This is a genomic window from Bradyrhizobium sp. Kon56, assembly GCF_055807635.1.
This window is the reverse complement of the sequence record NZ_JBVVOU010000022.1, coordinates 86,293-105,512: the sequence shown is the minus strand read 5'-3', so window position 1 is coordinate 105,512 and position 19,220 is coordinate 86,293. Positions and strand designations below refer to the sequence as shown.

Here is a 19,220-nt window from a genome sequence, read left to right as displayed (position 1 = left end):
CCTCAATTGCAGGGCTTGCTGTCCTTCGCGTCGAACTTGCCCATCGCGCCCGAAATCACAAAATCGTTGTAATCGAGCACAAGCTGGCGCGAGACGCCGTTCTCGTAGAGCTCGAACGCCATCGCATAGACCGGCGTCTGCTCGCCTTCCTTCTGCTGGGCCTCGCGATCGAAATAGCTGACGGTGACGGGCCAGCGCTTGAGGGACTTCATGTGCTCGTCGGACGTCGAGGGATCGGGCGAGCCTTCGCGTTCGGCGGGGATCGGCTGGCCGATCACGGTCAGCGTGTTGTAGACCTTCTGGCCATCGTCGGAGCCGTCATAGACGGAGAGCTCGAGCAGCGACTTGCCCTCCTTGGCGGCGGCAATGATGCGCTGGATCTGTTCGGTCGGAAACACGATCTTGCCGTCGAGCGTGAAAGTCTTCGGCGCCGGCAGCTTCAGCTTGACGTTGATGTGGTCGCCGTCGCGCTCCGCCGAGCCGTCGACCCGGCCGGCATCCGCCTCGTTCATCCGCGTCTCGATCTTGAAGCGGTAGCTTTTGCCGCCGGCGTCCTCCCAGGAATTGGAGCGGAGGTCGCTGAGCGTGACCTTGCCCTCGCCGCTGTCGAGCTCGGAAACCTGGCGGAATTCGGAGGTGTAGCCCTCGCACGAACTTCCCGTGAAATTGTAGAGGATGCGGCCGCGCGCGCTGTTGATCGAATTCGAGCGCGATTTCACCAGGCTCAAATCATAGAGCGCCTGATGCGCGAGAAACGGACCGTTCGCGGCCAACGCCCCGCCTCCGGAGCCGAGAGCGGCCGCCGCGAGCGCCGTCACACCGAGCGAAGTCCGGAAAAGGTGCAGCATGTCTGGTTCCTGAGGAAAGCGCAGATTCGACATTTTAATGACCGTTCCATTGCGTCGCAACTGAGGCCGTTTCACGTAAAGTTGCGGCCTTTGCGTTGAACCTCCTGCCCTGCCTCAACAAAATGCCACCCCCGACGGTTGCTTGCATGTGGCGGCACGATGGGCGAAACAGGGCCCGCCCGGCCTGCAAGGGATGCGCCCGGGTGGATGGATTTTTGCACAACGAGGTCGGACATGGCGGGCACGGTCGAGCAGAAGCTGGCGGAACAGGGCATCAAGCTGCACGAGGCCCCCACCCCCGTGGCAAACTACGTGCCGTTCGTGCGCACCGGTAATCTGCTGTTCGTCTCCGGCCAGGTTTGCTTCGATCCCGCCGGCAAGCTGATCGCCAAGGGCAAGCTCGGCGCCGGCGTGACCATCGAAGACGGCGCCGCGGCCGCCCGCGGCTGCGCCGTCAATCTGCTGGCCCAGGTCAAGGCGGCGCTGGGCGACCTCGACAAGGTCGTGCGCGTGGTGCGCCTCGGCGGCTTCATCAACTCGGCGCCGGACTTCCTGGACGGGCCGAAGGTCCTCAACGGCGCCTCCGACCTGATGGTCGCCGCCTTCGGTGACAAGGGCCGTCATGCCCGCACCACTGTCGGCGTCGCCTCCCTGCCCGCGGATGCGGCGGTCGAGGTCGAAGGCGTGTTTGAGGTCGCCTGAGGCGAATGCGCGCTCCTGATTGGCTGACAGCCCGCCCGGTCGCCCATCGTGGCCTGCACGACATTTCCCGCGGCATCGTCGAGAACATGCCGGGCGCGGTGAAGGCTGCAATTGCGGGCAATTTCTCCATCGAGGTCGACATCCAGCTCTCCGCCGACGGCGAGGCCATGGTGCATCACGACCATGCGCTCGGCCGCCTGACCGAGGCCACCGGCCCGCTGGTCGAGAAAACCGCCACTGAACTGAAGGCGCTCACGTTCAAGGACACGGCCGAGCGGATGATGTCGCTCAGCGACCTCTGCGCCCTTGTTGGCGGCCGCGTGCCGCTGGTGATCGAGGTTAAGAGCCGTTTTGACCGCGACCGCAAGCTGGTGAAGCGGATGGCCGAGGTGCTCGCGTCCTATGATGGCCCAGCGGTCGGCATGTCGTTCGACCCGGACCAGGTGCTGGCGCTGCGCGAGCTGCTGCCATCCCGCCCCCGCGGCATCGTCGCGCAACGGAGCTATCAGGACGACTACTGGGCTCACCTGACGCAGCAGCAGCGCGACAGCATGCTGTACCTGCGCCATGGCTTTCAGACCCAGCCGCAGTTCGTCGCCTTTAGGGTCGACGACCTGCCCGCCCCCGCCCCCTGGATCGCCCGCAATGTGTTCGGCTGCGCTCTACTGGGCTGGACCGTGCGTACGACCGAGCAGCGGACGCGGGTCGCGCAATATGCGGATCAGATGATCTTCGAGGGCTTCGTACCCTAGGCTTGATGTTTCCCACTCTTGAAGTCGCTGCTGCAATGCACGATCTTGGGCACGATGGCACCATCCGAAATCACCCTTGAGGCCGTACCTTCCATTGGCGAAGTATCGCCGGACGACTGGGACGCCTGCGCCAATCCCGGCGGCAAGTCTTGTAATGGGCATGGCAAGGGAACCTCATCCGGACTTCCAGGGGATTCCCTCGGCCTCTCAAAGCCCGGCTATAACCCCTTCGTGTCCCACGCGTTTTTATCGGCCGTTGAGAAATCGGGTTCGGCCACGATCCGCACCGGCTGGGGACCGCGGCATCTCGTGGCCAAGGTCGACGGTCGCGTCGCCGGCGTCGTGCCCTGCTATCTGAAATCGCACTCGCAAGGCGAATATGTCTTCGACCGCGGCTGGGCCGATGCCTATGAGCGCGCCGGCGGGCGGTACTATCCGAAGCTGCAGGTTTCGGTTCCGTTCACGCCGGCGACGGGACCGCGGCTGCTGGTCCGCGACGGCGTTGACCGCGAGCACATCATGGAAGCGCTGGCGAGCGGGCTGGTGGCGCTGTGCGGTGTCAGCAAGGCTTCCTCGGTGCACGTCACTTTCGCCCGCGAGGCGGAGTGGAAGCTGCTCGCCGAGCACGGCTTCCTCCAGCGCACCGACCAGCAGTTCCATTGGCACAACGAAGGCTTTGCGAGTTTCGACGATTTCCTGGCGACGCTGAACTCCCGCCACCGCAAATCGATCAAGCGCGAACGGCGCGATGCGCTGGCTGCCGGGGTAACCATCCACTGCCTCACGGGCAAGGAGATCACCGAAGATGCCTGGGAGGCCTTCTTTCAATTCTACATGGAGACCGGCTCGCGCAAATGGGGCCGGCCTTATCTGACGCGAGAATTCTTCTCGCTGATCGGCGAAACCATGAGCCAGGACGTGCTGCTGGTCATGGCACGCCGCAACGATCGCTGGATCGCGGGCGCGATCAACTTCATCGGCTCGGACACGCTGTTCGGCCGCAACTGGGGCGCGGTCGAGCATCATCCCTTCCTGCATTTCGAGGTCTGCTATTACCAGGCGATCGACTTCGCCATCAAACGCGGTTTGGCGAATGTCGAAGCCGGCGCGCAGGGCGAGCACAAGATCGCACGCGGCTACCTGCCGCGGACCACCCACTCCGCTCACTTCATCGCTGATCCGGGCTTGCGCCGCGCCATCGACGATTACCTCAAGCGCGAGCGCGCCTATGTTGCAGAAGCCGGACGGGAGCTGGCCGAGCTCGGCCCGTTCCGCAAAGGCGCCGACGAGGCGCCTTGACGGTTCGTTGCGGCTGGTGACAGTAAGCGCAAAATTCCAGGGAGCCGCCGCCATGACCGCCTACGACCCCGACAACATCTTCGCGAAGATCCTCCGCGGTGAATTCCCCTGCCACAAGGTTTACGAGGATGAGCACGTGCTCGCCTTTCTCGACATCATGCCGCGGGTACCGGGCCACACGCTGGTGATTCCAAAAGCTCCTGCCCGCAACATCCTCGACATCAAGCCGGACGACTACGCCCACGTCGCCCGCGGCGCACACAAAATCGCTGCCGCAGCGATGACGGCGTTCAAGGCCGACGGCATCACCGTGCAGCAGTTCAACGAGGCGGCCGGCGGACAGGTGGTGTTTCATCTCCACATGCACGTGATGCCGCGCCACGACGGCGTGGCGATGCTTCCGCCCGCCAGCCGCAAGGAAGACGTCAAGGTGCTGGAAGAGAACGCGACCAAGCTGATCGCGGCGTTGAAGGCGGGCTGACGCTCTCCACTCGTCATTCCGAGCGCAGCGAAGCAATCCAGACTGCCTCCGCGGCTACAGTCTGGATTGCTTCGTCGCAAGAGCTCCTCGAAATGACGGAGGAGACACTTCACTCCGTCTGAAAATCTCCAGGCTGCGGGGCGGCCAGCGGCGTGAACTCGCAACGATCTGGTTTGATGTCGATCAGCGGCGTGTTGTCGAGGCAATCGAGCCCGCGCACCAGAATCGCGTTGCCCTCGATGCCGACCAGCTTCACGATCGACGTGCCGATCGGATTAGGGCGCACCGGCGAGCGCAGCGAAAACGTGCCGCGGGTCTTCTCGTTGTTCTTAGGGCTTTGCAGGACGATGTCGCGGCGCGACTTGTCGAGCCAGTAAAGCACTTCGAGATTGCTGTAGAAATCGACGCCCTTGATCGCCGGCACGAATGGCTCGAAGATCTCGAGCCGACATATCGGGCCGTCTGTCCGGCCCTGCCGCGGGGTCTCCATCCGCGAGCTCCAGGGCGTGCGGATGCGGCCGATGAAGACGAGGCCGGCATCTTGCGTCGGCGGCAGCTCGATGGAGACTTCACCCTCGCGGAGCTGGTTTTCGCGAACCATATGTCCAATTCCCTGCTGTTCGCCGGCGGTTTTAGCCCAACCACCACTTGCCGGCCAGCATGAAGACTTCGCCCGCGACCACGCCCGCGAAGATCGAGCGGCGGGCCAGCAGGAAGACGACGAGGCCGGCGCCGACCGCACCGTAGCGCAGGGCGTCCGGCACGCTCGCAAGCGCCCCAGGGGGCTCGACCACGATCTGGGCGATGACGCCGGCCAGGATCGCCGTGGCGACCGCCCGTACCCAGACCAGAAGCTCGGAGCCCTCGTCGATGCCGCCGCCGAACCACAGGCCCAGCATGCGCCATATCTGGTTGGGAACAACGCCGGCGACGAACAGCACCGCCAGGGCGTGCCAGTCGCCAATGAGCTGCGCAAAGCTCATGCGCGCACCTCCCGCCACCAATGCACGCCATAAGCAATCGTGCCAGCCGCGAGGCCGCTGACGAGGATGTCGAGGCCGGAGTTCATCTTCGCGGCCAGCGGATACAGCAATATGCCCAGCGCGAGGGCGACGACATCGGCGACCTCGCGGCTGTTGCGTGCGGTCGAGAACAGGAAGGACAGCGGCGTCAGCAAAAGGATCGCCGCGCCAAGCGTCTGAGTCAGATTGGCGGCAAGGAAATAGCCGACCGCATTGGCGGTGAGACACACCGAGACAAGACCGAAGCCAAGTCCGTTGACGAAGGCGATCCGGCGTTCACGCGGTACCTGCGGCAGGAAGCGATGGCATTCGACCCACAGTGTCACCGCGGTGAGATGCGCCGCGAAAAACAGCTCGCGCCGTTTCGTCGTCGGCGTGCGCATCAACGGCAGCACCGAGACCACCATCGGAAACAGCCGGATCGCACTGACGGTGACCGCGATCGCGGACTGGACGATCGTCGCGCCGGAGCCAAGCGTGGTGATCAGGATGATCTGCGCCGGACCTGCCCAGACGAACAGCGTCGAGCAGAGCGCCCAGAGCAGGCTGAAATGTGTGTCGTGGGCGAGCGCGCCGATGCCGAGATAGGTCACGAACAGCACGAGCGTGAGGATGGTCTGCGTGATCGAGCGCAGCCCCCACGCAAAGGCGCGCCAGGGACTTTGCCATTGAGGTGAATTGAGCGGAGGAAGCGCCACGGGGAGTCTTGGCCGGATGAGGAATCGTGCCCGCATAACGGGCAATGCGGCGCCTCGCGTCAAGAAAGCGCACGGCGGGGCTGGCATGCACGCTGGGACAGATGCCCTACCCGCTCACACCGCGATTCTTCAGCACGAAGCACGCCCCGCCGGCCTTGCGGATGCGACCGCAGAGTTCATCCGCCTCGCTCCGCGTATCGGCGCCGATGCGCACCTGGTAGAAGGCGCGCGTGCCGCGGCTGCGCATCACCGAGCTGAGCAGGCTCGGATCACGTTCGCCGATCACGGCGCTCAGCCGCGTGACCGCGCGGGAGTACATCGCCAGCGCGCGGTTGCGGTCAAAGCCCGCGGCGAGCTGCACGCCCCAGACCTTTGCAGCCGCAAGCTCCACATGCTGCTCGAGCTCGGCGACGAAGGCATTCGGCGCGCGCTTCAAAAGCGCCATCAGATCGCGGCAGCTCGTCGGCGGCACGCTGGGCGGCCCCTTGCCGGTCGCGCCTGCCTTGGCCCACGCATCGACGCTCGTGCCGGTGATCGCAAGAACGTAATTGCGGGTCTGCTCGGGCATGCCGCCGGTGCCGGCGAGCCATTCCTGCACCCGGCGCGGCCCGGCATTGTAGGCGGCCGCCGCCAGCCCCAGATTGCCGAACTGGTTGCGCAGCTCGTTCAGGAATTCCGCCGACTTCGGCAGCGCCTGCACCGGATTGAAGGGATTGAGCAGCCCGCGCTCGCTCGCGGTGCCCGGCATGAATTGCGCGATCCCCTGCGCCCGCTCGCCGCTGCGCGTCACCGGCCCGACCGCATCGGTCTGGAAGCGGCTTTCCTGCCAGATCACGCGGGCGAAGAACTCCAGCGGAAGATTGGCATCGCGCGCCGCGGCCTCGATGATCAGGCAGATCGACTCCCGCGTGTCGCTCTCCCGCGCACCGGGCTTCTCCGGCTGCACAGCGAGTTCTTCGACGCTTGGGATGGCAACGTCGGTCTTGGCGGGCGAACTGTCCCATGCCGCGGCCTGGGTCGACGAGACAAGCAGCGCGGAGATGATGCACATCGCAATCTGCACCCATCGCGCGCAGGCACGGCGGTGGCGCGCCTCGGCGCGGCATGCGACAGTGTGATCAACAATGTTGTGGCATCGTGCCATGGTTCGACGGGTCGCCAATATTATGCTGCCTGACCTGCTTCTCCCAATGCGTTACCCCGCCAAACGGATCCGCGCGATCCTTGTCCTCGCCGCGCTCATCCTGAGCGTCGCGCCAGCCGCCGCGCAGGTGACGTCTCAAGTCGCGTCTCAAGTCAATTGGCGGATGACCACGGAATACCCTGAGAATAACATCTCCGGGATTGGGCTGGCGACTTTCGCCAGCCGCGTCTCCGACCGTACCCACGGCTTCGTGACCGTGACTAACGCCTTCGACAACCAGCTCAAGATCAACTCGGGCGAGATGCCGCGCGCGGCGCTGGACGGCCGGATCGCGGGCGGCGATGCCTTCGCGGGCGCGCTCTCGGGCCTCGACCCTGTGCTCGGATTGTCCACCCTGCCTTTTCTCGTGCAATCGGTGGATCTCGCCCGGGCCACCAATCTGCGGGCGCGACCGCTCTATGAGAAGGCGCTGGCTGCGCGCGGCCTCAAGCTGCTCTATGTGACGATCTGGCCGGCCACGGGCCTCTGGTCGGAGCAGTCGCTCGACGGTGCTGACGACCTGCCGAAACTGAATCTGCGAACCTACGATGCCAATTCCACCGAGGTCATGCGCGCAGCCGGCGCGAACGCGCAATTCCTGCCGATGGATGCGGCGCTCGCCGGACTGAGGGAACACCGGCTGAATGCCTTCCTCACCTCCGGCGACGGCGGCGCGGGACGCAAATTGTGGGACTTCCTGCCGCATTTCACGGCCATCAACTACGCGATGCCAATCTCGATCGCCTTCGTCCGCAGCGACGCCTTTGCCGAACTGTCCGAACCGATGCAGCGCGAGGTGCTGGCGGCGGCGGCCGAGACTGAGCAGAGCCAGCTGGCGCTATTGAGCCACCGCACCATCGAGAACTATGCGCGCATGCGCGACAATGGCGTCCATATCGCCGAGCCGGCGCCTGCGTCCCTTGTCACGGGGCTGCGGAAGGCAGCAACGGGCGCGATCACCGCCTGGGAAACCCGGGCAGGCGCGGAGGCGACCGCCATCGTTGAATGGGCGAGACAGCAATGAGGGAGCGGTAGCGGCGCTCCGCTGGTCTCGCTGCCTACCGCCTTAGTTTTTGACCGCAACCGGGATTTCGCCCCGGATGGCGCGGTCGAGGGCATCAATCAGCGCCTGGATCTCGATAAACTTGTTGCGCGCTCGCTCGGCCGTGTCGCGCACAAAGGGGGCGGCCAGCACTTTCGCATGCGCGTCCCTGTCCTCGATCATGCGCTCACGGGCCTTCTTCAGGGTTTCAAGTCGCTCGCTCATCCGGCCTCTCCTGAAAAAATCGTCTCGATCCCTCGTCCGGACTCGTTGATCGACGAGCGCGGCGAACGAGCAACCCTCAACAGCCGCGGCAGATGTTCTTCAGCTTCGCCGCGGTTCTGGCCTCTTCCGCCACGAACGGGTCCTTGTAGGCAGCACGGGACCCATCGCCTTCCGCAGCAGCGGGCTTTTTTTCCTTCGGAGGAAACGCAGCATCGTAGCAGGCGAGACGTCCGCTCGTGCTTTCGATCGCCCGGCAGTCCGGTCCTGCCGCGACAGCGCCTTGCGACAGTGTGCCAAGTATCAATGTGCCAAGCATCAATGCGACGAGAAGCGCTCTCCGGCGGATCCAGTCGACCAGACGAAATCGAGTCATGCACGCTCCTGCTCAGTCGGCGGGAGCGCTGGTGACCCTCAGTCACCGGTCGATGCCAATGGAAAGGCGGTGATGGCGCGACTCTACGCTTCCCTCCCGCGAATAGCGAGCTTTAAGGGATACGCGGTATCGGGAAGGCGATTTTCGGCGTGACAATGGTTGCGCGTTTGCCTTGGCCCCCGGCCTCGTTTAGGTCTGGCAATAGGCGGCGGTATCAACACAGGCGCGACAATATGGTGACCATTTATTTCGATCTCGACGGCACGCTGACCGACCCGAAGCCCGGGATCACGCGCTCGATCCAGTACGCCCTGGAGCGGCTCAACGTTGCGGTTCCGAGCGAGGACGAGCTGACCTGGTGCATCGGGCCGCCGCTGCATGCCAGCCTGCAAAAGCTCACGGGCAGCGCGGAACTCGCCGACCGGGCGCTGCTGCTCTATCGCGAGCGCTTCAGCGACGTCGGCCTGTTCGAGAACGAAGCCTATGCCGGTATCGTGGACACGCTGACAACGCTTGCCGCGACAACACCGCGCATGTTCGTGGCGACCAGCAAGCCCGCGGTCTACGCCACCCGTATCGTCGAGCATTTTGGCCTGAAACCGTATTTCGAGCGGGTGTTCGGCTCCGAACTCGACGGCACGCGCGTCGACAAGCGCGACCTGCTGCGCTACGCGCTCGACGAAGCCAGGGTCGATCCCGCCAGCGCGATCATGATCGGCGACCGCAGCCATGACGTGGTCGGCGCCCGCACCAACGGCATGACCGCGATCGGCGTGCTCTATGGCTACGGCAGCGAGACCGAGCTGCGGGACGCCGGCGCGCATCACATCTGCGCCGCGCATCCCGAGCTGCTCGGCCATTGCGTGATCTAACTCTATCAAGCGGCGACGGTCTCCACCGCCGCCAGCATGCCGGTCTTGGCGTGACAGTTCAGGTACTCGAAGAACTGCTCGTCGGCAGCAGCCACGGTGACCTCGTGGTAGAGCCGCAGTTTTGCCGAGGGGCCGAGCGTCGACAGGTACTTCATCGCGGCGCCGAATATCCTGACGTGGGTCGGATGCGATTCCGCCCACCGCTCCAGCGCCGCCAGGCTCTTCCACCAGCTTTGACCGTAGGACTTTTCACTCGCGTCCCCGCCGGCTGCAAGCACGCGCATGTAACGGTTGGCGTAACAGCCGATGCCAAGGCCGTCATCGCGCAAGAAATCCATGCCCTCGCGCAACACCGGTTCGACGTCGTCGAGATAGAGCTTTCGTTCCGAGGTTTCGGTATCGCTCCAATCCTGGCCTGATCGGATCAGACAGAGATTGTCGTGCGCCTTCACGCGCAGCCGCGCGCCGTCGCGGATCAGCTCGGGATTGCCGCCCGGCGACATCGGATCGGTCTGTGACAGCGGGATGCGGTCGCGCATGCCGCCCCAATAGGCGTGCTCCTGCACCTCGCCGCTCATGCCGCCGGAGATTGCGGCGACGCCCTCGGGCCGGCCGAGCGAGGAAAACAGCGTCTCGTGCCGCGCCACCGTGGGGCGCAGCACCTCGATGAACGTGCCGATGCCCTCGGGCTGCGCTCCGGTCCAGGCCTCGCGCGCCGATGCAAACCATTTGTCGAACCGCGCAATGTCGTCCCAATAGGCCACCGAGACGACGTTCTCGTAGCCTGCCTGATCAACATATTGCGCCCGGTCCCAATGCGAAGGACCGCCTTCCGCGGCAAACCGCGCCGCGATTTCGGCGAGAGCGTCCGTTGCAGCAGCTGCCGCCGTGCCGCGATACTGAAGGCCGAAATAGGCCATCACGACCCGGTTCACGGAAGGCTTATAGCGCGCCACGAAGGACGGGTATGGCGGCTGGTAATCGTCCGGCACGCGCTTGTGGCGCGTGCGCGGCGTCTCGAGATGCAGAGGAATTGCGGATTCCATGATCGTGCCTCCCCTCAATTGCGGCGATCAGCTCGCCGCCGCGGCAATGTCCGTGGGCTCGACGGTGTCGACCGGCAGCGCAAACTGCTCGACGCGCTGGTATCGCTTCTTGTTGAGCAGGAGCCGGGTCACGTCGGGGCGCGAATAGTGCCCGGCTGGATCAGCGGCGTTCTTGGCGATGCCGATGGCGCCAAGATCGATCTCGGCGATCAAGAGGCCCTCCTGGTCCGGCGCGAGCTTATCGCCGATCTGGCTGCCATCGGGGCCGTAGATCGCAGCGAAGCCGCCGCCGGCATGCAGCAGCGCGTGCTTGTCCGGCCGATCACAGAGCTCGTCGATCATGGCTTGCGAGACCGTCGCGCAAGGCGCGAGCACGAAACAGGAGCCCTCGACCGCATAGACGCGCGAGGCGGCGTTGTTCACCTCGGCGCCGAGCGCCGGCGCGAAAGGATCGTAGAGCGAAAAGCTCGGCCAGGCCGCGACATGGACCTGCTCATTCTGGGCATACATGGCGTATTTCGACAGCGGCTGGAGATGCTCCCAGCAGCACAGGGCGCCGATGCGGCCGATGTCGGACCGCGCGTGCACGGCGAGATCGCTGCCGTCGCCCTCGCCATAGACCGTGCGCTCGGCATGGGTCGGCCGCAACTTGCGGCGCTTTGCGATGGTCTCGCCATCGGGCCCGATCAGCCATTGCGCCAGATAGAGACTGCCGCCGTCGCGCTCGGACAGACCGAGCACGGCAGTGAGCTTGGCCTTGCGCACGGCGTCGCGCAGCCGCTCGGCCTGCAGACTGTCATAGGACAGCGAATTGTCGAAATAGCGTTGCACGAAGCCACGACCGATCGCCCAGGCCGGCGAATCCATCCAGATGTGCCAGGGGTAGCCGGGGATGAAGGCTTCCGGAAAAGCGATCAGCTTGGCGCCCTTCTCGGCGGCGTCCCTGATCAGGGCGATTGACTTGTCGATCGAGGCGTCGAGATCGAGCCAGGCGGGCCCCGCCTGCACCACCGCGACCTTGTATTTCGGATGTTCGATGCCCATTCCCGCCTCCCTTGCCGGTTGATCGGAAGCCAGGTCCGATGCAGTCTATTTGACCAAGCCGGGCGGCGGGCGCTCGACCGCGGCGGAACAAAAACTCGACCGGACGGGATTCACCGACCCGGTACGGGATTTGCCTTCGTCAGTCGGGACCAGCGCCGACACGCGATTTTGCGGGATGTGAAAGGCAGGCTCTGCAGATGCCAATCCAGTTCACCACGGACGACAGCCCAGGCCACCGCCGGCTTGCGCTCTGGCAGGAAATCGTTTGCGACGTCTTCGTCGGGCTCGACTGCAGGTCCGATCTTGGCAGCGCCTTTCGCGGCACGGTCACCCGGGCGCCACTGGGCAAGGCGGAATGCTCCGAGGTCTGCTCCGACCGTCAACACGTGTTGCGCACGCCGTCGCGCATCGCGCGCTCGGATCAGGACTTCATCCTGATCGCGCTCGGCAATCGCGGCGCCGGCGGCGTGGTGCAGGACGGCCGCGAGGCCGTGGTCAGTCCGGGAGAGTTTGCGCTCTATGACACCACCCGTCCCTACGAGCTGAAATTCGACGGCATCTTCACGCAGACCATCTTCAAGGTGCCGCGCGAGATGCTGCAGCGCCGGCTCGGCGCGACCGAAACTCTTACTGCCACCTCTTTCGGGCCGGACTCGCCACTGCAGAGGATCGCCTACGATTTCATCTACCGGCTCTGCCAGAGCGCGGATCAGATCGATCTGCACCACGCCGCCGCTCTGTCGGAACAGGCCGTCGATGTCCTGGCGATGGCGCTGGGCGAGCGGCTGGGCAAGACGCCGCTGCCGTCCTCGACGCATCGCTCCGCCCTGCTCTACCGATTGAAGGCGCATATCCGGGCTCATCTTGCCGATCCCGACCTCTCGCTGTCCGAGACCGCAGCGGCGCTCGGCATCTCGTCCCGCTATGTCAACGATCTCCTGGCTGACGAGGACACCTCGTTCCAGCGCTACGTCCTCGGTGAGCGCCTCGCTCAATGCAGGCGCGACCTCGCCTCCCCCGTGCTCGCTCACCGCCACATCAGCGAGATCGCCTTCGCCTGGGGCTTCAACGACCTCTCGCATTTCGGCCGCGTCTTCCGCGAGCATTTCGGGATGTCACCGCGCGACTTCCGGCAGAGCCAGTCGCGGCATTGACGTCCGGGCAGCCAATGGCCCGAGCCTTCGCTTCAGGCGAAGGCCGTGCTCGTGAATTCCAGATTGTCAGGTGCTGCAGCCGGGATCAGGCTCTGCACATGAGAACCAACGCCACGATAAGCGGATCGGAAGTCTTGCTCGGCGTGATCGCGATCCGGCTCGCGGTGCTTGTTGCGGTGGGCTGGAGCCTGACGCTCCTGCCGCGGCCGGCGCGCGAGAACGAGGCCACCTGCCTTCAATCACCAGTAACGAGGGGCGCGGCTCCGCTTCCGGCGACGACGGCCAGCCCGCGCGTGACTGACGCGGCATTCGATGACATGCGTCTGCACGACTAGGCCGTTTCCAAGCAAGGCCGGTATGTGAGCGCGAGGTAGGACACGGCGCAGCCTTGCATTACGATCCGGCACAGAGGTCGCGGGGATCAATCAGCGGCCAGCCGAGGAGCAAATCGATGGAATACCGACGCTTGGGCCGCTCGGGCCTCATGGTGCCCGCCTTGAGTCTTGGGACCGGCACCTTCGGCGGCGTGGGCCGCCTCGCTGCGTGGGGCACCACCGACGCGACCGAAGCCCGGCGCCTTCTGGATATCTGCCTCGATGCCGGCGTGTCGATGTTCGACACCGCGAACGTCTATTCGCTCGGCGAGTCCGAGCGCGTTCTCGGCGAAGCCATCAAGGGCCGCCGCGACAAGGTTTTGGTTTCGACCAAGGCGACGTTCCGCTTCGGCGACGGCCCCAACGACATCGGGTCGTCGCGGCAGCATCTGCTTACAGCCATCGACGCTTCGCTGAGCCGGCTCGGCACCGATTACATCGACCTGTTCCAGCTTCACGGCTTCGACGCCTTCACCCCGCCTGAAGAGGTGCTCGCGACTCTCGATGTGCTCGTGCGCGCCGGCAAGATCCGCTACGTGGGCGTGTCGAACTTTTCGGGCTGGCACCTGATGAAATCGCTTGGCGTTGCCGACAAGCATGGCTTCCCGCGTTACGTCGCCAACCAGACCTATTATTCACTGATCGGGCGCGACTACGAATGGGAGCTGATGCCGCTCGGCCTCGACCAGGGCCTCGGCGCGGTGGTCTGGTCGCCGCTCGGATGGGGACGCCTCACCGGAAAGATCCGCCGCGGCCAGCCAAAGCCTGACGTAAGCCGCTTGCCCAAGACGGCCGAGTTCGGCCCGCCCGTGCCGGACGAGCACGTCTATCGCGTCGTCGATGCGATCGACGAGGTCGCCAGGGAAACGGGCAAGAGCGTCTCGCAGATCGCGCTGAACTGGCTGCTGCAGCGTCCGACCGTCTCGACGCTGATCATCGGCGCGCGCAACGAGACGCAGCTGCGCGAAAATCTCGGCGCGGTCGGCTGGTCATTGACCAAGGACCAGATCGCCAAGCTCGATGCGGCGAGCAAGGTGACGCTGCCCTATCCTTACTGGCACCAGCGCACAACTTTCACCGACCGCAATCCGCCGGCGGTGTAGAGACCGGCACGCCGGCGCAGTCCGGCTTGAGCTGCATCAAGCCGGCCCGCGCCGACAGTGGCATCGTGCGCTCACGCGAGGCAGCCGATGCGCCGATTTGCCATGAAGGCCCTGTTCACCGCTCTCAATCTCAACCGCGCCGAGCGGAGCGGATCGATTGGGAGCGCACCATCCTGATCGTCTCGACCGCGGTGACGGTTGGGCTCGGCGCGCTCTATGTGTTCGGGAAGTCGACCTCCCGCTGGTGAGCCGCGAGGCCATGCCGACCCATGCCCGCGCTGCCGGGAGACCCGCTCCCGGCGCAGGAACCGCCCGTATCCTGCCGGGTTGCGATGCATCTCGCAATTTCCTAATCCGGAGACGAACCACGGCTCGAATCAAGCACGCCGCCATCATGTTGCCAGCCTCCATGGAGCACGCCGACGGCCTGCCGCAGCCGCAGCGTGGCCAGGCGGTCCTGACCATTGCGCTCGGCATTATCATGGCAGTGGTCGACAGCGCCATCGCCAACGTCGCGCTGCCGACGATCGCGGCCGACCTCGACGCCAGCCCGGCGTTCTCGATCTGGATCGTCAACGGCTACCAGCTCGCGATCACGATCTCGCTGCTGCCGCTGGCTTCGCTCGGCGAGATCGTCGGCTATCGCCGCGTCTATCTGGTCGGCCTGGTGCTGTTCACATTTGCCTCCGCACTCTGCGCGCTGGCGCACACGCTGCCGCTCCTCACGATTGCACGCATCGTGCAGGGGTTCGGCGCGGCCGGCATCATGAGCGTCAACGCAGCGCTGGTGCGTTTCACTTACCCACGCAGCCAGCTCGGCCGCGGCATCGGGCTCAACGCTCTCGTCGTCGCCTTCTCAGCCGCGGTCGGCCCGACGCTCGCCGCCGGTATCCTGGCGTTCGGCAGCTGGCCCTGGCTGTTCGCCATCAACGTTCCGCTCGGCGTGGTGACATTGGTGCTGGGCCTGCGCAGCCTGCCGCACACCAGGCCTGCGAGCCATTCCTTCGACTGGCAGAGCGCGGGGCTGTCCGCGATCACCTTCGGCGTCGGCATCGCGGCCGTCGATAGCGTCGGTCATGGCGAAGCCGCGATCACCTGCCTCGTGCAGTTCGCCATCGCGCTCGTCGCCGGCGCGCTGCTGATCTACCGCGAGACCCACATGGCCTCGCCGCTGCTGCCGATCGACCTGTTGCGCATCCCCGTGTTCGCATTGTCGATTGCGACTTCGATCGCCTCGTTCTGCGGGCAGATGCTGGCCTTCGTCGCGATCCCCTTCTATCTCCAGAGCCGCTTCGGCTATTCGGCGGTGCATATGGGCCTCTTGATCACGCCGTGGCCGATCGCGGTGGCGTTCGCAGCCCCCCTCGCCGGCTGCCTGGTGGAGCATTATCCGGCCGGCCTGCTCGGCGGCATCGGCCTTACGCTGTTCGCCTGCGGCCTCGCTGCGCTCGCCTTGCTGCCGGCTGCGCCCACGCCGCTCGACGTGGTCTGGCGGATGGCGCTGGCCGGCGCCGGCTTCGGCCTGTTCCAGACCCCCAATAACCGCACCATGATCGCGGCCGCCCCGCGCGAGCGTGCCGGCGGCGCCAGCGGCATGCTGGGGACGGCGCGGCTGCTTGGGCAGACCACCGGCGCAGCGCTGGTGGCACTCTTCCTCGGCCGCTATCCGATCGAGGGAACCAGGATCGCGTTGCTGACCGGCGTCGGCTTCGCGCTCTGCGGCGCAGCGCTGAGCATGTTGCGGCTGTCGTCCGCGGGTGCGCGCGGCGCCGAGCATGTTCGCGTGCAGGACGACCAGCGCCTGCGCGGCGAATAGCGCGCGACCATTTGGGAAGGCCGATTTCGGCTGCGTCCGCCGCGCCTCACATCTTCACCATCTCGGTGCGATATTTCGGCAGCAGTGCTGCGATCAGCTTGCCTTTCTCGGCCATCTCTTCCGGGGTCGGCTTCGGCGGTGGCGATGTGCGGCCTTCGACGGGAAAGCCAACCGCCAGGAAGAATTCGTCCTGTCCCGCTGGCGCGCACATGCAGAGCATACGGGCCGTCTTGCCGGACACGTTCTTGAACGCGTGCGGCGCGTTGGCCGGGACGTTGACGGTCGACCCCGCACTTACGGTATGGGACTTACCGCGAAAGGTGAATTCAAGTTCGCCTTCGAGCAGCGTGAACATCTCCTCGAAGTCGTGGCGGTGCGGCGGGGCCCGCCGCCGGCGGGCACCAGCATGTCGACCAGGCAATAGCGTCCTGCGGTCTGCGCGCCCGACACCAGAACCGTGTAGGTGCCGCCGGCCACAGAGATATGCGGCACGTCAGCGCCGTCGGGATCGGCGACCGTCAGGGCGCGGCCGGGATCGTCGGCGGGGATCGAGGAAGCTGACGACGAGTTTGCAGAAGGCGTGTTGGTCATACCGGATCTTCTTGCTTATATTTGGCTGCCAACGAGAAAGGCCGGCTTCTCAGCCGGCCTTTTCAATTCATCGCGCGCAGATCAAGCCTTGACCAGCGGGCTCTTGGTCGGCCCCTTCGAGCCGCCGGGGCCACCGGGCTTGGACTTGCCCGGCGGGCGCTTGCGGGCACCCGGGAGCTTCTCCTGCTTCGGCGTGACCGGACCCTCGACGAACTCGAAGCCGATCTTGTCCTTGGTCTCGTCGGCCTCGTCCTTGACCAGAACGACGCGGACATGGCCGCCACCCTTGAGCTTGCCGAACAGCACCTCGTCGGCCAGCGGCTTCTTGATGTGCTCCTGGATCACCCGAGCCATCGGACGTGCGCCCATCTGCTCGTCGTAACCATGCTTCACCAGCCAGGTCTTGGCGGGGTCGGACAGTTCGATGGTGACATCGCGATCGCCGAGTTGCGCTTCGAGCTGAAGCACGAACTTCTCGACCACCGTACCGATCACCTCGACGCTGAGATGGCCGAACGACACGACGGCATCGAGACGGTTGCGGAATTCCGGCGCGAACTGCCGGTTGATCGCCTCGTGGTCGTCGCCTTCGCGCTTCGAGCGCGTAAAGCCGAACGCCTGCTTGGCGAGATCGGACGCGCCCGCGTTCGTGGTCATGATCAGGATCACGTTGCGGAAGTTGACCTGCTTGCCGTTGTGGTCGGTGAGCCGGCCGTGATCCATGATCTGGAGCAGGACGTTGTAGAGATCGGGATGCGCCTTCTCGATCTCGTCGAGCAGCACCACGCAATGCGGATGCTGGTCGACACCGTCGGTGAGCAGGCCGCCCTGATCGAAACCGACATAGCCGGGAGGCGCGCCGATCAGGCGCGACACGGTGTGCCGCTCCATGTATTCGGACATGTCGAAGCGCAACAGCTCGACGCCGAGCGACGCCGCCAGCTGTTTTGCGACCTCGGTCTTGCCGACGCCGGTCGGACCCGAAAACAGGTAGCAGCCGATCGGCTTCTCCGGCTCGCGCAGGCCGGCACGCGCCAGCTTGATCGAAGCGGCGAGCGATTCGATCGCCTTGTCCTGACCGAACACCGTGCGCTTCAGGGTCTGCTCGAGATGCTTGAGCACCTCGGCATCGTCCTTTGACACGCTCTTCGGCGGGATCCGCGCCATCGAGGCGATCGTGGTCTCGATCTCCTTGATGCCGATGGTCTTCTTGCGCTTGTTCTCGGCGACCAGCATCTGCGCCGCGCCGGATTCGTCGATCACGTCGATCGCCTTATCCGGCAGCTTGCGGTCGTGGATGTAGCGCGAAGAGAGCTGTACCGCAGCCTCGATCGCCTCGTTGGTGTATTTCAGCCGGTGGTAGTCTTCGAAGTACGGCTTGAGGCCCTTGAGGATTGCGATCGCGTCCTCGACCGTCGGCTCGTTGACGTCGATCTTCTGGAAGCGCCGCACCAGCGCGCGGTCCTTCTCGAAGTGCTGCCGGTATTCCTTGTAGGTGGTCGAGCCCATGCAGCGAATGGTGCCGGAAGCGAGCGCGGGCTTGAGCAGGTTCGAGGCATCCATCGCCCCGCCCGACGTCGCGCCCGCACCGATCACGGTGTGGATCTCGTCGATGAACAGGATGGCGTTGGGATGCGCCTCGAGCTCCTTCAGCACCTGCTTCAGGCGTTCCTCGAAGTCGCCGCGATAGCGCGTACCGGCGAGCAGCGTGCCCATGTCGAGCGAGAACACGGTCGCAGCCGCCAGCACCTCCGGCACCTCGCTGTCGACGATGCGCTTGGCCAGGCCCTCCGCGATCGCGGTCTTGCCGACGCCGGCCTCGCCCACGAACAGCGGATTGTTCTTCTGCCGGCGACACAGCACCTGGATCGCGCGGTTGATCTCGGAATTGCGTCCGATCACCGGATCGATCTTGCCGTCGCGCGCCTTCTTGTTGAGGTTGACGCAATAGGTCTCGAGCGCCTCGCCCTTCTTCTTGGCGTCCTCGCTGCCCTTGGTCTCGGTCTCCTCGTCGACACCGCGCACCGGCCGCGCCTCGGAGACGCCTGGCCGCTTGGCAATACCGTGGCTGATATAATTGACGGCGTCGTAGCGCGTCATGTCCTGCTCCTGCAGGAAATACGCGGCATGACTCTCGCGCTCGGCAAAGATCGCGATCAGCACGTTGGCGCCGGTCACCTCTTCGCGACCGGACGACTGCACGTGGATCACCGCGCGCTGGATCACGCGCTGGAAGCCTGCGGTCGGCTTGGCGTCATCGGCGCCGTCCGTCACCAGGTTCTCGAATTCGGTCTCAAGATAATTGACGAGGCTCGTACGGAGCTTGTCGAGGTCGACGCTACAGGCGCGCATGACGGCGGCTGCATCGGAGTCGTCGATCAGGGAGAGCAAAAGATGCTCGAGCGTCGCGTATTGGTGATGACGCTCGTTTGCGATCGCCAGTGCACGATGCAGGGATTGTTCAAGGCTTTGGGAAAAAGTCGGCATTCGCGTCCTCTATGGCCCCCACCATCATGATCGCCATCGCCCGGTCAGGCAACAACAACCTTTGTCACATATAGTTATACAAGATCGCGGCGAAAGACCGGTTCCGCG

General features: G+C 65.1%; 23 protein-coding genes. 11 read left to right on the top strand and 12 right to left on the bottom strand.

Features of this window, described 5'->3' with window-relative positions:
- Positions 1-2: 2 nt before the first annotated feature.
- Complete coding sequence (locus AC0L3B_RS28430; protein ID WP_473381461.1) at positions 3-848, bottom strand: cell envelope integrity EipB family protein; 846 nt, start codon at positions 846-848, stop codon at positions 3-5.
- Between the two features lie 234 nt (positions 849-1,082).
- Here AC0L3B_RS28430 and AC0L3B_RS28425 point away from each other — a divergent pair, with 234 nt between their 5' ends.
- The 4 genes from AC0L3B_RS28425 to AC0L3B_RS28410 are packed head-to-tail and all read left to right on the top strand — an operon-like array spanning position 1,083 to position 4,082.
- Positions 1,083-1,550 (top strand): RidA family protein, encoded by a 468-nt coding sequence (locus AC0L3B_RS28425; RefSeq protein WP_007611287.1) that lies wholly within the window; start codon positions 1,083-1,085, stop codon positions 1,548-1,550.
- Between the two features lie 5 nt (positions 1,551-1,555).
- Positions 1,556-2,302, top strand: a complete 747-nt coding sequence (locus AC0L3B_RS28420; protein ID WP_473381460.1) for a glycerophosphodiester phosphodiesterase — start codon at positions 1,556-1,558, stop codon at positions 2,300-2,302.
- A gap of 54 nt (positions 2,303-2,356) precedes the next feature.
- On the top strand, positions 2,357-3,601 hold the full coding sequence (locus AC0L3B_RS28415) for a GNAT family N-acetyltransferase (protein ID WP_247399073.1): 1,245 nt from the start codon (positions 2,357-2,359) through the stop codon (positions 3,599-3,601).
- A gap of 52 nt (positions 3,602-3,653) precedes the next feature.
- Positions 3,654-4,082 (top strand): HIT family protein, encoded by a 429-nt coding sequence (locus AC0L3B_RS28410; protein WP_018455165.1) that lies wholly within the window; start codon positions 3,654-3,656, stop codon positions 4,080-4,082.
- Positions 4,083-4,191: 109 nt separating this feature from the next.
- Here the strand turns inward: AC0L3B_RS28410 and tsaA are convergent, their stop codons facing one another.
- The 4 genes from tsaA to AC0L3B_RS28390 all read right to left on the bottom strand — a co-directional run bounded on the left by tsaA (position 4,192) and on the right by AC0L3B_RS28390 (position 6,853).
- Positions 4,192-4,683 (bottom strand): tRNA (N6-threonylcarbamoyladenosine(37)-N6)-methyltransferase TrmO, encoded by a 492-nt coding sequence (gene tsaA / locus AC0L3B_RS28405; protein WP_018455166.1) that lies wholly within the window; start codon positions 4,681-4,683, stop codon positions 4,192-4,194.
- Positions 4,684-4,714: 31 nt separating this feature from the next.
- Positions 4,715-5,065, bottom strand: a complete 351-nt coding sequence (locus tag AC0L3B_RS28400) for an AzlD domain-containing protein (protein ID WP_085395617.1) — start codon at positions 5,063-5,065, stop codon at positions 4,715-4,717.
- The gene (locus tag AC0L3B_RS28395; RefSeq protein WP_473381459.1) at positions 5,062-5,802 is read right to left on the bottom strand and encodes an AzlC family ABC transporter permease; all 741 of its coding nucleotides are present in this window, start codon (positions 5,800-5,802) and stop codon (positions 5,062-5,064) included. Before AC0L3B_RS28395 ends, AC0L3B_RS28400 begins: the two co-directional genes overlap by 4 nt.
- Before the next feature lie 106 nt (positions 5,803-5,908).
- Positions 5,909-6,853, bottom strand: coding sequence for a lytic transglycosylase domain-containing protein (locus tag AC0L3B_RS28390; protein ID WP_162496378.1), 945 nt, complete (start codon positions 6,851-6,853; stop codon positions 5,909-5,911).
- 115 nt (positions 6,854-6,968) lie between these two features.
- Here AC0L3B_RS28390 and AC0L3B_RS28385 point away from each other — a divergent pair, with 115 nt between their 5' ends.
- A complete protein-coding gene (locus tag AC0L3B_RS28385; RefSeq protein ID WP_473381465.1) occupies positions 6,969-8,009 on the top strand; it encodes a TRAP transporter substrate-binding protein in 1,041 nt (346 codons plus the stop codon).
- 42 nt (positions 8,010-8,051) lie between these two features.
- Here AC0L3B_RS28385 and AC0L3B_RS28380 read toward each other — a convergent pair whose 3' ends face one another.
- Positions 8,052-8,252: a hypothetical protein gene (locus AC0L3B_RS28380; RefSeq protein ID WP_018455171.1), complete on the bottom strand. Its 201-nt coding sequence runs from the start codon at positions 8,250-8,252 to the stop codon at positions 8,052-8,054.
- A gap of 76 nt (positions 8,253-8,328) precedes the next feature.
- Entirely contained in the window at positions 8,329-8,625 is a 297-nt protein-coding gene (locus AC0L3B_RS28375; RefSeq protein WP_085351377.1) for a hypothetical protein, read from the bottom strand.
- A 233-nt stretch (positions 8,626-8,858) separates the two neighbouring features.
- On the opposite strand from AC0L3B_RS28375, the gene AC0L3B_RS28370 reads away from it, so the two are divergent.
- On the top strand, positions 8,859-9,497 hold the full coding sequence (locus tag AC0L3B_RS28370) for an HAD family hydrolase (RefSeq protein ID WP_085351376.1): 639 nt from the start codon (positions 8,859-8,861) through the stop codon (positions 9,495-9,497).
- A 5-nt stretch (positions 9,498-9,502) separates the two neighbouring features.
- On the opposite strand, the gene AC0L3B_RS28365 is transcribed toward AC0L3B_RS28370, so the two are convergent.
- Together AC0L3B_RS28365 and AC0L3B_RS28360 are read right to left on the bottom strand one after the other, a co-directional pair.
- The gene (locus AC0L3B_RS28365; RefSeq protein ID WP_247404152.1) at positions 9,503-10,543 is read right to left on the bottom strand and encodes a phenylacetaldoxime dehydratase family protein; all 1,041 of its coding nucleotides are present in this window, start codon (positions 10,541-10,543) and stop codon (positions 9,503-9,505) included.
- A gap of 27 nt (positions 10,544-10,570) precedes the next feature.
- Positions 10,571-11,587, bottom strand: coding sequence for a carbon-nitrogen hydrolase family protein (locus AC0L3B_RS28360; protein WP_473381458.1), 1,017 nt, complete (start codon positions 11,585-11,587; stop codon positions 10,571-10,573).
- Between the two features lie 197 nt (positions 11,588-11,784).
- Here AC0L3B_RS28360 and AC0L3B_RS28355 point away from each other — a divergent pair, with 197 nt between their 5' ends.
- The 5 genes from AC0L3B_RS28355 to AC0L3B_RS28335 all read left to right on the top strand — a co-directional run bounded on the left by AC0L3B_RS28355 (position 11,785) and on the right by AC0L3B_RS28335 (position 16,034).
- Positions 11,785-12,741, top strand: coding sequence for an AraC-like ligand-binding domain-containing protein (locus tag AC0L3B_RS28355; RefSeq protein WP_018455176.1), 957 nt, complete (start codon positions 11,785-11,787; stop codon positions 12,739-12,741).
- Positions 12,742-12,839: 98 nt separating this feature from the next.
- The gene (locus tag AC0L3B_RS28350) at positions 12,840-13,076 is read left to right on the top strand and encodes a hypothetical protein (protein WP_473381457.1); all 237 of its coding nucleotides are present in this window, start codon (positions 12,840-12,842) and stop codon (positions 13,074-13,076) included.
- Positions 13,077-13,192: 116 nt separating this feature from the next.
- Complete coding sequence (locus tag AC0L3B_RS28345; RefSeq protein ID WP_085351373.1) at positions 13,193-14,218, top strand: aldo/keto reductase; 1,026 nt, start codon at positions 13,193-13,195, stop codon at positions 14,216-14,218.
- A 26-nt stretch (positions 14,219-14,244) separates the two neighbouring features.
- A complete protein-coding gene (locus AC0L3B_RS28340) occupies positions 14,245-14,466 on the top strand; it encodes a hypothetical protein (protein WP_162496372.1) in 222 nt (73 codons plus the stop codon).
- 146 nt (positions 14,467-14,612) lie between these two features.
- Complete coding sequence (locus tag AC0L3B_RS28335; RefSeq protein WP_473381456.1) at positions 14,613-16,034, top strand: MFS transporter; 1,422 nt, start codon at positions 14,613-14,615, stop codon at positions 16,032-16,034.
- 46 nt (positions 16,035-16,080) lie between these two features.
- Here AC0L3B_RS28335 and AC0L3B_RS28330 read toward each other — a convergent pair whose 3' ends face one another.
- The 3 genes from AC0L3B_RS28330 to clpA all read right to left on the bottom strand — a co-directional run bounded on the left by AC0L3B_RS28330 (position 16,081) and on the right by clpA (position 19,112).
- Positions 16,081-16,389: a cupin domain-containing protein gene (locus tag AC0L3B_RS28330; protein ID WP_018455180.1), complete on the bottom strand. Its 309-nt coding sequence runs from the start codon at positions 16,387-16,389 to the stop codon at positions 16,081-16,083.
- Entirely contained in the window at positions 16,329-16,625 is a 297-nt protein-coding gene (locus AC0L3B_RS28325) for a hypothetical protein (protein ID WP_245288412.1), read from the bottom strand. Before AC0L3B_RS28325 ends, AC0L3B_RS28330 begins: the two co-directional genes overlap by 61 nt.
- A gap of 81 nt (positions 16,626-16,706) precedes the next feature.
- The gene (gene clpA / locus AC0L3B_RS28320) at positions 16,707-19,112 is read right to left on the bottom strand and encodes an ATP-dependent Clp protease ATP-binding subunit ClpA (RefSeq protein WP_018455181.1); all 2,406 of its coding nucleotides are present in this window, start codon (positions 19,110-19,112) and stop codon (positions 16,707-16,709) included.
- Between the last annotated feature and the right edge of the window lie 108 nt (positions 19,113-19,220).